This is a genomic window from Colwellia sp. MB3u-41, from assembly GCF_014076845.1.
Classification (GTDB): Bacteria; Pseudomonadota; Gammaproteobacteria; order Enterobacterales; family Alteromonadaceae; genus Colwellia_A.
The window spans coordinates 129,647-143,991 of sequence record NZ_JACGUT010000010.1 but is presented as its reverse complement, the minus strand read 5'-3'; the positions used below and the strand labels follow the sequence as shown (position 1 = coordinate 143,991).

General features: G+C 36.8%; 14 protein-coding genes. 9 read left to right on the top strand and 5 right to left on the bottom strand.

Features of this window, described 5'->3' with window-relative positions; translation table 11 throughout:
- Positions 1–112: 112 nt before the first annotated feature.
- The 6 genes from H4J73_RS00955 (at position 113) to H4J73_RS00930 (ending at position 6,398) form a co-directional block, all read left to right on the top strand.
- Positions 113–976, top strand: coding sequence for a MipA/OmpV family protein (locus H4J73_RS00955; RefSeq protein ID WP_182223826.1), 864 nt, complete (start codon positions 113–115; stop codon positions 974–976).
- The gene (locus tag H4J73_RS00950) at positions 966–1,445 is read left to right on the top strand and encodes a DUF3019 domain-containing protein (protein ID WP_182223827.1); all 480 of its coding nucleotides are present in this window, start codon (positions 966–968) and stop codon (positions 1,443–1,445) included. Before H4J73_RS00955 ends, H4J73_RS00950 begins: the two co-directional genes overlap by 11 nt.
- A 31-nt stretch (positions 1,446–1,476) precedes the next feature.
- Entirely contained in the window at positions 1,477–2,172 is a 696-nt protein-coding gene (locus H4J73_RS00945; RefSeq protein WP_182223828.1) for a response regulator transcription factor, read from the top strand.
- A 5-nt stretch (positions 2,173–2,177) separates the two neighbouring features.
- Complete coding sequence (locus tag H4J73_RS00940) at positions 2,178–3,494, top strand: cell wall metabolism sensor histidine kinase WalK (protein ID WP_182223829.1); 1,317 nt, start codon at positions 2,178–2,180, stop codon at positions 3,492–3,494.
- Positions 3,495–3,564: 70 nt separating this feature from the next.
- Positions 3,565–5,109: a DUF2235 domain-containing protein gene (locus tag H4J73_RS00935; protein ID WP_182223830.1), complete on the top strand. Its 1,545-nt coding sequence runs from the start codon at positions 3,565–3,567 to the stop codon at positions 5,107–5,109.
- A gap of 188 nt (positions 5,110–5,297) precedes the next feature.
- Entirely contained in the window at positions 5,298–6,398 is a 1,101-nt protein-coding gene (locus tag H4J73_RS00930) for a phosphotransferase enzyme family protein (RefSeq protein ID WP_182223831.1), read from the top strand.
- A gap of 176 nt (positions 6,399–6,574) precedes the next feature.
- Here the strand turns inward: H4J73_RS00930 and H4J73_RS00925 are convergent, their stop codons facing one another.
- Both H4J73_RS00925 and H4J73_RS00920 read right to left on the bottom strand, forming a co-directional pair.
- Entirely contained in the window at positions 6,575–7,135 is a 561-nt protein-coding gene (locus tag H4J73_RS00925; protein ID WP_182179168.1) for a CBS domain-containing protein, read from the bottom strand.
- A 306-nt stretch (positions 7,136–7,441) separates the two neighbouring features.
- Positions 7,442–7,744 (bottom strand): hypothetical protein, encoded by a 303-nt coding sequence (locus H4J73_RS00920; RefSeq protein WP_182179161.1) that lies wholly within the window; start codon positions 7,742–7,744, stop codon positions 7,442–7,444.
- A gap of 284 nt (positions 7,745–8,028) precedes the next feature.
- On the opposite strand from H4J73_RS00920, the gene H4J73_RS00915 reads away from it, so the two are divergent.
- The 3 genes from H4J73_RS00915 to H4J73_RS00905 all read left to right on the top strand — a co-directional run bounded on the left by H4J73_RS00915 (position 8,029) and on the right by H4J73_RS00905 (position 12,687).
- Entirely contained in the window at positions 8,029–8,589 is a 561-nt protein-coding gene (locus H4J73_RS00915; RefSeq protein ID WP_182179159.1) for an RNA polymerase sigma factor, read from the top strand.
- Positions 8,590–8,613: 24 nt separating this feature from the next.
- Positions 8,614–9,675: a FecR family protein gene (locus H4J73_RS00910; protein ID WP_182179157.1), complete on the top strand. Its 1,062-nt coding sequence runs from the start codon at positions 8,614–8,616 to the stop codon at positions 9,673–9,675.
- Positions 9,676–10,143: 468 nt separating this feature from the next.
- Positions 10,144–12,687: a TonB-dependent siderophore receptor gene (locus H4J73_RS00905; protein ID WP_259366543.1), complete on the top strand. Its 2,544-nt coding sequence runs from the start codon at positions 10,144–10,146 to the stop codon at positions 12,685–12,687.
- A gap of 118 nt (positions 12,688–12,805) precedes the next feature.
- On the opposite strand, the gene H4J73_RS00900 is transcribed toward H4J73_RS00905, so the two are convergent.
- Genes H4J73_RS00900 through H4J73_RS00890 form a run of 3 tightly spaced genes read right to left on the bottom strand, consistent with a single transcriptional unit; the run spans position 12,806 to position 14,108 of the window.
- Entirely contained in the window at positions 12,806–12,964 is a 159-nt protein-coding gene (locus H4J73_RS00900; RefSeq protein WP_182179156.1) for a hypothetical protein, read from the bottom strand.
- 39 nt (positions 12,965–13,003) lie between these two features.
- Positions 13,004–13,354: a ribonuclease E inhibitor RraB gene (gene rraB, locus H4J73_RS00895; protein WP_182179154.1), complete on the bottom strand. Its 351-nt coding sequence runs from the start codon at positions 13,352–13,354 to the stop codon at positions 13,004–13,006.
- 7 nt (positions 13,355–13,361) lie between these two features.
- Positions 13,362–14,108 carry a 1-acylglycerol-3-phosphate O-acyltransferase gene (locus tag H4J73_RS00890; protein WP_182179152.1) on the bottom strand — a complete coding sequence of 249 codons (747 nt, stop codon included), beginning with the start codon at positions 14,106–14,108 and terminating at the stop codon, positions 13,362–13,364.
- Between the last annotated feature and the right edge of the window lie 237 nt (positions 14,109–14,345).

Sequence of the window (14,345 nt, the reverse complement as noted above, 5' to 3'; positions counted from 1 at the left end):
ACAAAACTCAGTTACATTTGATAACATTTAGTCAGACAAAAAATAATAAGAATTTATGAATAAATCATGACAAAAAACGCTTAACTCACAAGCGATTAATAGGGTAAAAATAATGCTCAGAAAAATTTTAATAGGGTCTAAAAATCAACTATTGGCTTTATTTATAGCCTTGATATCTGTATCAGCTTTAGCGGCTGATCCCCAGCATAAAAATGAAACCACCGTGTTTGACAAAACGTTCAGTTGGCAAGTAATGGGCGGGATTTCTGCTAGCTATGAACAAGGTTTTTTAAAAGGAGATGAGCAATCAGAATTTAGTGATTATCTCAATCTTTCACTGTTACTTGATGTTTATTATAAAGGCTTTTTTATTCAGTCGAATCATCGCCGCTCTGATGCCGTATTGTTAGGTGGAGAAGTGGGTTATGAACTGATTGTTCAGGAGAGTTGGGAACTTGATATTCTCCACAAAACTTACTTACCCGGTTACGACCCCAAAACCGTAATAGAAAATAATAACCATGATATTCCTACTTTAGCCAAACTCAAAGAAAGGGACTTTGGTGAAGGTTTTGGTCTTCGTTATTCTCATTTCTATGACAATGCCATTTTATCTGTTGATTTAGCCGCATTGAGCACTAATGGCTGGTTAGCTGATGTTTTTTATAGCAAGTTAGTCCCTTATCGAAACTGGGACATATACTTTGGCGCCGGTTTTACGCATTATTCTGAACAAGTTACCAATTACTTTGTCGGTGTAAAAAAAGATGAAATATCTGCGGTACGCCCCTTTTATAAACCCGGTAGTAGCTACAAAGCTCAATTAGAAATTTTTGCTCGCCACCCCATTTCTAAAAAATGGTCGTTCAGCGCTGGTATAACGCAAAGTTATTATTCAACAGCCATTAAAAATAGCCCGATAACAGGTAAGCAATACTTAACAGAAGTGATGTTAGGGGTACTCTATGTATTTTAAACTTAGCAATGGACATGCTAAAAAGTGGTTATTATTAAGCTGTTTATTTGCCAGCTTCCAGCCTAGCCTGGCTGCAGAGTTAACGAAGAAAGATCAAGATGAGCAAGCCGATAAAGTAAATAAATTGTCACTCAGTCGCGTCTCATTTTCAGCACAACCGGCAAATTGTATTGCTTTGCGACACGGCAGAACTTGTTATGCTAACGTAAAACTAACTTGGTCTAGCGATATTAAAGAAAATTATTGTCTCTATATTAAGCAGCCTGAAGTGGCGCAAGAAAAGCGACAACGCATACAATGTTGGGAAAATAGCATGGGTAACCAAATTAGTTTCAATTTTGAGTCAAACAAAAAAATTGAATTCCAGCTCATGTCATCAAAAGACAATAACGTTATTGCAGAAGCAGCAGTAGAGGTAAGCTGGGTACACGAAGCAACCCCAAGAAAACGTCGCTGGCGTATATTTTAGTGCCAACATAAAAGGGATAAGGAAAGAGAAAATGACCAGTCGAATCTTATTAGTAGAAGACGATTTAACATTAGCTGATTGGGTTTGTGAGTATCTTCGCGAACAAAATTTTATTGTCGACCATGTAGCTCGCGGTGACTTAGTGATGGACGCTATGGAAAAGTTTCAACCACAATTGGTATTGCTCGACATTATGTTACCGGGTTTAAATGGTATTGAGGTCTGCCGGTTAATTCGCCAAGAAAGTCAGCTACCTATTATAATGCTAACAGCAAGAGCCGATGAGTTTGATGAAGTTATTGGCCTAGAAGCTGGCGCTAATGACTATGTGATAAAGCCTGTTCGTCCACGCGCCCTCCTTGCTAGAATAACAGGTGCTTTAAAACATAGCGCTCCCATAGAAACGTCTACGCAAATCATTACCCATGGCTCACTTATTATTAACAGTGAAGCTAAAAGAGTCACTTATAAGAATGAAGAAGTTGAATTATCCACCAGCTTATTTGCTTTTTTAACCTTTCTTGCCAGTCATGCTGGAGAAGTGGTTGACCGAGATACGGTATTTAAAGCGTTAAAAAGTCGTGAATACGACGGACAAGACCGTCGCTTTGATGTGATGCTTTCAACGCTGCGTAAAATATTTAATGACGATCCGCAAAAGCCACAAAAATTCAAAACGGTTTGGGGCAAAGGTTATTTATTTGTTGCCGACGCTTGGGCTGAATAAAATAAATGAAGCGCTTATATATCAGTATGGTAGTTGCGGTTTTAGGCGCATTATTTATCATTAGTTGGGGGCTCGATAAACTTGTCGCTAAACAAGGTGATGAGTATGAAAATACTGAATTAGTGATTTATCAAAAACTCATTGATGGTTTTGAACAACAACTATCAACTATAAAAGTCGAGCAATTATTAGCAAAAACACGTCAATTAGCACAGTATTATCAGGTTAATGTTTCACTTGAAAATACTGATAATATTGCCCTACCACAATCTTTACTCGCACAACTTTCGCAAACAGGTGGGTTACTGCTTGCATCTAACGACGACGCTTACTTATTAAGAAAAGTAACCTTACACCCAGAGATACTTATACATTTACAGTTACCTCAGCTGGTGCCTGAAAATGAACAAGAAAACCTTTTATTTACCTTAATTCTCTACCTAGGTATTTGTGGTATTTTATTGCTGTGGCTATTACCTTTAACACGTCGGCTTTACTTACTTACTTTTGCAGCGGCCAAAATAGGCGCAGGCGATCTTTCAGTACGTGTGCCTTATAACCGTTTGTCTTATATCAATACTTTAGAAAGTAGTTTTAATCATATGGCGGCGCGTATAGAGAAGCTGGTCGCTGATAATAAAATTCTTGCCCGAAGTATTTCTCACGATATTCGTACACCGATGTCGTGTTTACGATTTGGTGTTGAAGCAGCTTTAGACTGTGATGATTTAACAAAGAAAAATAATTATTTGTCGCGTATGGAAAATGAATTAACACGTATGGAAGATATGACCACCGCTTTTCTAGACTATGCGGGCATGGAAAGGCAAAGCTTTCACTTAAAGCCTGAGTTAATTGATGTAAATAATTTAATTGAGCTGGTGACTAGTGACTGTCAATCATTAGCTGAGCAACATAATATTAAGTTAACCTGTCAGTCATTAGCCTCAAAAAAAGCCTATTCTTTAGATTTTCATTGGTGTTATCGCGCCGCACTAAACTTAGTCAGTAATGCTATTCAGCATGCAAAATCACAAGTAATACTGTCAATAGTCATTACTAACCAAGGGGTTGAAATAGCGGTAGAAGATGACGGTGACGGTATTCCAAAAGATAAACGAGATGTTATATTTTCTCCTTTTATAAAACTCGACAGTTCGCGTTCACGAGAACAAGGACACTTTGGTTTGGGGCTTGCGATTAGTGCTAAAGTGATGGATTGGCATCAAGGAAAAATTAAAGCAGATGTCGCCACTCACCTTTCAGGTGCACGCTTTAGTTTATTATTTCCAACGCAGAGCAATACAGATAATTCAAAATAATAGCCATTTCACCAACGCTTAACTATGCTTGTTCTTCAAATAAGATCATTATTAAAACAAGGAACAAGTTATGTCATCATTACTTATTTTTAACTTTGATGGTACTTCTAATGAACCAAGTGACGCTGAACAGAGCATCAACGCTCAGGGGACCAAAAAAGACGACAATATTACCAACATAGTTAAGTTTCATTTACTGTGTGGCGGAAATTTAAAAAGTGCTGCTGGCCATGCAAGTGGTTGGGAAAACAGTAAACAAAAATGCTTCTACTATCACGGTATTGGTACTTATGGCAGTCGATTACGACGAGCTATTAATGCTTTAATCTCTCCAGAAAAATCAGATGTTGCTAATATTCTCAACCAAGCAAAAGCAGACTTTATTCAACATTTTAAAATTGGTGATGAAGTACTTTTAACAGGGTTTAGTCGAGGAGGAGCACTTGCGAGGCGCTTTTGCACTATTATTAGCCATGATATGCCAGAGCTGAAAATCTACCAGGCGATTTTTGAAACGGTTGCTTCGATTGGTTTACCTAACTTAAGTAAAAACGATCGTCCTCATTCTGAGGTTATCTTTGAGCATGGTCATACACTTGCTTCTACTGTAGAAAAAGCCCTTCATATGGTTGCACTTGATGATAAAAGAAAAGCCTTTCAACCAACACTAATGAACCTTGATGAACGTATTTTAGAAGTGTGGTTTGCCGGAGCACATTCAGATGTGGGCGGCGGCTATTATCGCGATGGTTTATCTGACATTACTTTACGGTTCATGCTTAATTGGCTTAAAGAATTACCCATTAAATTAACCTTAAAAACCATGGATGACATTGACTTCACAACACTTTTACCTGAAAAAACCAAATATAATATTAGCATTGATGATGTTATTATAACGCCTAATGTTTTTGGTAAAAATCATCAACAAGACCGTCTTCCCATTATTAACTGGTTCACCTTAACCGACCGACGTTGTTGTGTAATTGCCCATGACGAAGTTTCCAGCACCTTACCTATCGTTCATCACTCTGTTGCGCAAAGGATCAATGGCGATAGAGACTATCGGCCCGAAACATTAAAAGGCGTTCCACATCAAATTATTTACCCCAGCGAAGAAAAAATAGCGGCGACTGGGGTTAAAGATCATATTGTATTCGCACAACGAAATTTAAAAGTACTCGATATGGGTCAATCAACCATCGTCAGCATATTCGCTTATGAGCCTAATAATCATACCGCGCTAATGCTTGAGAAAGGTAAAACGTATCAGTTTATTGTTGAAAACTCAGTAAATAACAAACAGCAGCAATGGTTTGACGCCACCATAGCTTGTGATGCTAATGGCTGGGATAGAGATGATGTATCCTTAGGATTAAAGGAGATTGCTATTGCCGCAATGGCGCCGTTTAAACGCTTTCCTGATGCAAAGTGGTTTACGTTAATTGGCTCAATAGGAACCGCAAGTGACGATGCTTTTCTCATTGGTACTGAATTAACGCATTATACCGCCCCTAAATCTGGAGAGTTTTGCGCTTATGCTAATGACTTAGTGCGTTATTACGGCAATAACTCAGGTAAATTATTACTGACCGTACGATGCATTTCTGCATAAAGGTATGTTAACTTAATTAAAGACACCAACATTTCGTAAATATGAGGAAAGCTTTAACTTCCCATATTTGCGGCTTTCTATTAATATAGCCATTGATTTCATCTCAAAAAATCAGCCAATAACATTCTAAAGTGAAGGACTATTTTGTCTTTAAATTTATCAATGACAAACGCTAGCAGTAAATAATTATGACTAAAGTTGTTAATAACGAAATTCTAAACCAAGTTTTAACGAATTACCGATGCTCTATTGATAACTGTACAGTATCTCCGTTAGGGAACGGCTTAATTAACAGCACATATCTTGTCAGTAGTAATAACGCTAATTTTGTTTTACAGCGAATCAATAAAAACGTTTTTAAGAAGCCCGCAGACGTTATTAACAATAACGACTTAGTTAACAAACACTTACTAGCAAAAAAACAAAAAAATTTATATTCGCTATCCCCCATTGGGCAAGTCGCTACTATAAATGCAGAAGCGATGGTTATTGATGCGAGCAATGAGTATTGGCGTGCTATTCAATACATACCCAATTGCTTTACCGTTGAGGAAGTTAAAACGCCAGAGCAAGCGAGACAAGTCGGCTCAGCTTTTGCGCAGTTTACTTCTGCATTAGGTGATTTCCCTGCCGAATCGTTAGTCGAAACTATCCCTGATTTTCATAATTTGTCTAAGCGAATTAATCATTTAAGAGCGGTCATTAAAGCTGATCCACAGCATCGCTTATCGTCATGCCAAACATTAGTTGATTTTTGCTTTGCACAACAAAATTTTATTGATGAAGTCGTACTCTTAACACAACAACTTCCAATACAAGTTACCCATAACGATACTAAAATTAATAATTTATTGTTTTGTGCCAAATCGAACATACCACTTGCTGTGATTGATTTAGACACTTGTATGCCGGGATACCTCATGCATGACTTTGGCGATATGGTCAGAACCTGTTGTTCAAACTTACCTGAAGATGGCAAAGATTTAGCTAATATGTCGGTTAGTTATGATATTTATAGTGCATTAGCACAAGGTTATATTGAAGCCTTTGGTGATAAAATGTCTGAACTTGAGCAGCAAAGCTTAGCCATTGGCGCACAGTTACTCCCATTTATGATCGGTGTTCGGTTTTTAACAGATTATTTAGATGGTGATAACTATTTTCATGTTGAACATGAAGGCCATAACTTAGAGCGAGCCAAAAACCAGCTTAATCTTTATCGTTTATTACATAAAAACCATGAAAAACTGAATAAAATAACTCATCATTCCTCCCTCGTCTTAATTTAGTGCAGCACAGTTTTATCTCTTTATATGATTAAATAAGCAACCGGTAAATAACCTAATTTAAGTTAGGTTATTTACCGGTTCAGCATTAAAACGGTTAACCTTTTAAATGTAAATGAGTGGCGCTTTTAATGGATTCATCGAGCAAGATTTACACTCACGTTAAGGTTAGCAAGCCTTTACGTATGAATAACTTTAAAAATCTGGCTAAAGGAAGGTTTAGGATAAATGTCTATTGCTAAATGTAACTCTTTCGCAATATCACTAGAAGAGATAACACCACGAATATGATGATGCTCTCTATCAAGAACTAAGCAATGACGTAACCCATAGTTTTCTAATGCCGCAACAACATCATTAACAGTGGCTTTTTCTATTTCCTTAAAGTCAAACGCATGTAACGTATCTCTTGCAAGCATCAAATCACTGACTAAGACCTCATGGCGATCACGTCCTTTAGCAACCTCTGAAACTATAAGGCGTTCGGTTAACTCTTCGGTACTAATTATCCCCATAAAATCATCATTTTTTGAAACAACGATTTTCATTGTTACATGGGTTTTTCGCATTAAGTTTAAGGCTTCCGCTGCGGTAGTCACTCCTTCAATAACTAATGCTTTATACGCCTTAAAGTCAGTAAACACCTGTTTAGCTGGAGACATTAACGTTGTTTGTTCAAAATACTCGGGAGAAATAATGTTATCGACTAAATCTAAATCAAATAATTGTAATTTTTTCATAATAACCTCTAATTTTATAAAAATAATACGGCTTTAACAGAACGATCAACTAACGATCAATCGTGTTTTATACCTAACGGAATGTTTAAGTTCGCTGCTAAGCTGATCAAATGCGGGTTCAAAAATAGCGTTTATACAATTAATCAGTTCAGTGTAGAACTAAGGTTTCACTCTTTATCAAATAGAATGTTAATCCTATGCTTCATGAAAAAAAATGCTTGTATCATCAGAACAGTCTTCTCAATAAATGAGCGACATGACGCCAAAAAACAAGACGAAAATTGACTTAATGATAAGTGGTGAGATTTATACAGTGATAGAGGGAGGAGCTCTTGGTTGCAGAGATTGAAATTTATTTTTTAATCTGTTTAGATTTTTGTTTGCTAGGTGTTTAGATAGGTGAGTTAGTTGAAGTATTCTATTATTTCTATCGGTATCTGTAACTAAAGAATACAACTCATGTTCTGAATCTAATTGAATATCAGTCACTACATCAAGAAATAACGTGCTAGCAGTGTTAACTTTTATTTCATCAGCAACACTATAACCCAACTCAATAGTTGAGTAAGTTACAGAAAATAAAAATATTGTAAAAATAAATTTATACACAAATTTCTCTGAGTTGATGATTACCTATAATAATATTGAGTAACAAACATATTTTTCAAGTGAGTAAATGTAATTATTTATTTCGATTGTTTTTGGTGACATCCTCCTCATTAATATTTAGCCGCTACTTTACCGGTGTTATTTTATTCATATTTTCATTTAACGTGCCATTACAAAACGAATACAACAACCTAAAAGCTTTGTAGAATACCTATCCAAACACCATTGTGATTGTTTGTTTTTCCCCCTACACTAACTGTCAAAATAAAATAATAATAACAACAATGGCTCAGAATAGTAAATTCACTACGCTGTTTGTTAATTACACCGCTAACATCAAGCGCTATATCAATAAAATTGTCAGTCCTGATGATATTGATGACATTATTCAAGAAACGTTTATTCGTACTTATGAAGCGGATCTCAAAGAAGAAATAAAATACGCCCGCAGTTTTATGCTTAAAACAGCTAAAAACCTTGCTTTAAATCACGTTAATAAGTGGGATAATAAATACAACGACCCGCTTGATGATTTTTCTGACCCTGTGGTTGGATTAACCTCGTTAAAATTTGAAGAACAGTTTGAGAGCAAAGAACGTTTCTTATTATTTTGCCGTGCTACCGAGCAATTATCTGACGTTGTACGTAAAACATTCATATTAAAAAAGGTTTACGGCTTTAGTCAAAAAGAAATTGCTAACTATTTAAACCTTAGTGAAAGTACTATTGAAAAACATGTCGCCAAAGGTCTATTAAAGTGCGCAGAATATATGGAAAGGGTTGAACAAAATAGTACACCAAAAACTTCAGTCTTAAGAATTAACGCACGTTCAATAACAAAATAAAGTATTAAAAAGAAAGAATATTGTATGACAACCATTAAACCATTTACGAGTAAAGACGATATCAAAGCGCAAGCATGCCTTTGGATAAGTAAAATCGATCGAGGTCTTTCTCTAGAAGAAAAACTTGCCTTACAACAATGGGCCAAGCAAAGTGATTTTTACCGTAACTCTTTATTTTCTCTCGCGGCATTTTGGGATGATTTAAGTGTGCTCAATGAGTTAAGTGCTCTATTTCCTCTAGAAAAAACAATGCCAGAAAAAAACAGTTTTATCGCTAGATATGCTATCGCAGCGAGCACAGCCTTTATTTTGTTATTTGCTGGGAGTTTATTTATGAATATCTCTCCTTTTTCTGATGCAACTAACGACAAACAATTTGTCGAAGTAAGAACGTTACAAACACTCATTGGCCAACAAACGCGGTTTTCACTGTCTGATGGTTCAAGAATAAAGCTTAATACCAACAGTTTAGTCAACGTCAGCTTTTCAAAAAACAACCGCTTATTAACGCTTATCAAAGGCGAAGCTAGTTTTGATGTGGCCAAAGATAAAAGTAGACCCTTTACCGTCACGGTAGGTGAAAAATCATTTACGGCTTTAGGCACTATTTTTAATGTACAAAAAAAATCGAATGAAAATATGGAACTCGTTGTCACTGAAGGTCGTGTACTGATAACAAAATCAAGCGAACCATTAAATAAAATAGCAAACATGCTTACGATTTTACCTAAAGAAGCGTTACCGGGTGTATTAATAACATCAGGTGAAATTGCGACTATTGAAAATAACACTCAAACGTTAAATCAAAAAATATCATTTGAAAAGATTCAACGTGAACTCGCATGGCAGCAAGGTATGTTGGTCTTTACCGGTGAACCACTTGATGAAGCATTAGCAGAGGTAAGCCGCTACACCACAACAACGTTTGAAATTGATGATGATGCCTTGACTAAAATAAAAGTGGCGGGTTACTTTAAAGCGAACGATATTGACGGATTACTTAAATCTTTGAGTAGCAATTTTAATATTCAATTTGAAAAAATAAATAACACCTCGATTCGCTTGAGTTTACATGCTTCAAAATAATTACGCGTATTCCCTATTTTCTAACTCAATATATTTTTTATAAAATATTATAGAGGAAATTTCCTTCTGAACTGTTTATTACATCTGCAAGGTTGGCAAAAGTTATTTTGTCGTTTTCAACTTTCTGTATTTCAGCCGTCAACAAGCGTAACCCTGTTTTTATGCGCTTGTATTTTATTCACGTCTGGAGCATTTGCCGAAAGCTTGATCAACTTTACAGTGAAGAAACAACGTGCTGATAAAGCGCTTATTTCGTTTGCGTTGCAGGCAAATAAAACAATTTTATTTTCCTATGATTTAACAAAAGATCATGATGCAAATGAATTACAGGGCGAATATTCGGTAAAAGACGGCTTACAAAAACTTTTACAAAATACCGACTTAATCGCTGTTATAGATAACACTGGTCAACTGAGCATAAAACAACATAAACATCTCAGGAGTGATATAACAATGGATAAAAAGACAATGCTCAAAGCCGCTTTAGTACCACTTTTACTAAGCGCAGCCAGTCAAACTGCACTGGCCCAAGAGCCTGCTCAGGTCAATGAACAAGAAGTAGAAAAAATTTCAGTTATTGGTAGCCGTGTTGCAGGTCGTTCTGCTGAAGATTTACCTGTTCCTGTAGATATCTTATCTGCTGAAGCGTTGCTTAATACAGGGCAAACTGAAGTGGGTCGAATGTTACAAGCTATTGCCCCATCGTTTAACTTTTCTAGCTCGTCAATTAGTGATGGAACTGATGCATTGCGCCCAGCAACATTACGCGGTTTAGGCCCCGATCAAACGTTAGTATTGATCAATGGTAAACGTCGCCATCAAGCCAGTTTAATTCATATTAATACTTCTGTTGGTCGTGGTACTGCTGGCACCGATATGAATGCCATCCCTGCTGCCTCTATAAAGCGTATTGAAGTATTACGTGATGGTGCTGCTGCACAATATGGTTCAGACGCAATTGCTGGTGTCATAAATATTATTCTCAAAGATCAAAGCGAAGGCGGAAGTGTTGCCGTTTCTTATGGCGAGAATTCAGCCGGCGATGGTGAAACGACTAATATTGATATTTCAAAGGGTTTTTTATTGGGTGATAGTGGCTTTCTTAATACCACGTTAAACATACGTGATAGAGGCTATTCAGATCGAGCAGGTTTACATGGTTCATGTCAGTTTTCAGGTTGTACGCAACTTGATAACGGAGATTATTTATTAGGTGATCCGCGAGAAGCTACCGCAACACGTGAAACCTTTCGTATAGGTGATGCAGACTCTGATCAAATAGGGCTAACCATCAATACAGGTTACGATTTAGCCGATGGGGAGTTATATGGTTTTATCACTTATTCAAGCCGTGATAATGAATCAGCCGCTTTCTTTCGTCATAATGCAAACGGTGGAGGTAACGCTCAACTTCAAGATGGTGATGCAACCATTCCTGCTGGCTTCTTACCTAAAATCAATACTCAAATAAAAGATATTTCATATAACTTTGGCTATAAAACCGAATTTAATAATGATTCATCATTAGATTTATCATATACCTATGGTGAAAATAATATTGATTACACCACCCAAGATACGATTAACTCATCCTATGCGAACTCATTAATCTACACTTCGGAATTATCCGCTGATGATATACGTCGTTCCATTCCCCGTGAAGCCTTTGCTTACGGATTAGAACTGACATTACAAACGCTTAACATTGATTATACCAAAGCTTTTGATTGGTTTTCTTTAGCAATGGGCGCTGAACTGCGCACTGATGAATTTAGAGTTAGCGCCGGTGATGAATACTCTTATCGTGATTATGATACCGACGCACAAGGTAACAGCTTATATGCTACCGACCGAAGTGCAGGTACTCAAGGGTTTGGCGGTACGGCGCCGTTGCAATCTGTTGATGAATCTCGTGATGTGATTTCATTTTATATCGATACCGAAGCAGAAGTTACCGATGAACTGATTATCAGTACCGCAGTACGTTATGATGACTACGACGGTTTTGGAGATAGCACTAATTTTAAACTTGCGGCTAATTGGTCAATTACTGAAGATGTCTCATTACGTGCCGCTATGAGTACAGGTTTTAGAGCTCCGTCAATGCAACAGCTTTATACAGATAATATCAGTACCCAATTCCAAACTAATCCAAATGGTGGTGACCAAATTGCTGTGCAAATAGGTACTTTCCGCAATGACAGTATTTTAGCGCAAGCCATTGGCATTCCAGAGCTCAAAGAAGAAGTGTCCACTAATTTTAGTATCGGTTCTGTTGTAAAAGTTACCGATAATATTAATTTAACGATTGATTTCTACTCTATCGATATTGAAGACCGTATTGTGTTGAGTAATTCATTAGGTCAAGGTTTATCACCAGCACTTGATGCCGCATTAACCTCTTCTGGAGCGGGTGCGGGGCAATTCTTTTTAAATGGGGCAGACACTGAAACCAAAGGTGTGGATATTATCACCACTTGGAAGACAGAGCTTATGTCGGGCACTTTAGACTTAACGTTAGCTGCAAATTTCTCTGAAACAGACGTTACCGATACCTATACACCAGAAGGTAGTGCGTTAGGTGGGATTTCACCTGATGATGTTTTTTCTGAGCAAGCGATTTCTATTATTGAAGAATGGCAACCTCAAGACCGCATTAGTTTAAGTGGCTTATATAAAGTTGGCGATTTCACTATTAATTTAGCCTTTAATCGTTACGGTGAATACACAGTGCTTGACGGCGAAAGACAAACCTACGGTGCTGAAGTATTAACTGATTTACGTGTAAATTATCAGTTTAACGATGAGCTTTCATTTAACTTTGGTGGCAATAACATTTTTGATGTTTACCCAGATAAAAATGAAATAGGTAATTCTCGTTCAGGTACCATTGTTGACGCAAGTGGCAATGTTATTGTGAGTAGCCCTGGGGTGTTTACTTATTCACGTCGCTCAGCACCTTTTGGTTTTAATGGTGCTTACTTCTACGCGGGTGCTGAATACCGCTTCTAGTGCTTGGTAAGTGAGTATAATCAAAAAAGCAAAGTGCATGCACTTTGCTTTTTTTATCACTATAACTCACTTAACATCAATAATTAACTTAAAAGTAAACCACTGCTCGTTATTTGATTTATTGATCAGGGTCTAAACCGTGCTTAATTTTCTCTATTCGCTCTTGATGGCGATGATGCGCTTTTAATGCCGCAATAGAAAAAGCACCAACAATAGCAATAATTGGTATTAATAATGATAATGTCGCAGGGTTAAGTAGCGTTTCTATCCATCCCATTTTCAAGTCCTTTCAAAATATTTTCGTGGAGCCTATTCACTATTCTTCGAAATACGTGCCCCAACCATCATAGTCAACTTTACATTGCTTTGCTAACTCGAACATCTTTGTTGTTTCTTCAAAAATAATTTCTTCGTCAAGTGGCTGTTCAGTAATAATATCAAAAGCGAAAACTTTATCGCCATTTTCTAACTCAGCTTCTTCAGGGTCTTCTATTTCTAAACCCATTTTGAAAGCAGCGATAGCCGCTTTCTCTAGTACATCAAAATCTGAACTAGAAAAATGATGTTCAATAGTATGATGCACCTCTTCGTTGGTACCGTCTTCTATCAGTGTATTAACCAAATTATTGGTATGCTCTTGCCATTGCTGTAATTCTTCATCTATCATTATTTTCTCAATTTTTAACGTTCTTGTTTACGATGAGCTCGTTTCCAGACTCTTTACTGAGCTCTGCAATCTTCACAAGCATTTTTTTATGTGCGCTATTAGCAACTTCTCTAATACTTTCTTTAGCATCATTATTAAAATATATAGGATCTAATAGTTCAATAATCAATTTACCATTGTTCCAACGCCCTAACTTTATTTTTCCGTGGCTGTTACTTACACAGACCGGGATAATAGGTACATTGGCTTGTTGTGCTGTTCGAAACGCGCCGGTTTTAAAAGGAAGTAACCCTTTACCATTACTTCTCGTTCCTTCAGGAAATAACCAAACAGAGAGTTCTTTTTCAGTAATTTTTTTCGCGGTTAACGCAATAGTGTTCATCGCTTTACTTGAATTTGAACGGTCAATTAAAATGTTACCTGTTAACCAGTACATTTGTCCGAAAAAAGGGATCCACTTTAAACTTTTCTTACCAACGCTCACCGTAGAAGGCTGAACAGCAGCACCAACAGTAAAAATATCGTAGCTGTTTTGATGGTTACAAATATAAACGGCCGGCCCCACATTTTTAATACTTTCAGGTGTTCTTACTTCAATACTTAAGCCCAGAAGTGTCGAAACTTTACTCATATAACGCGCAGTATGAAAAACATTATTTCGATGAAATGGCCGTAATATGCTATAAAAACATGCCACAGTGGAAATAAAAACTAAAGCAAGTGTCATTAAAATAAAACGAATTACAGCTAACAAATTTATATCCTAATTATTATATATCGGCGCAGTATACCTTATAGATGTTCGACTGCACTACCCTATTTACAGAGTCGCCTAAGCAATGGGACTATCAGTAACTTCACCACCTAATCAAGTTGTGGTGGTAGCCTCTAAAAGTGCCGGTTGTTGTATTTTTATATGCGCCACGTCATCAAAGATGATGTGCTTTGTATAATATTAATTTCCGTCATAATATTATACAAAATATTCACT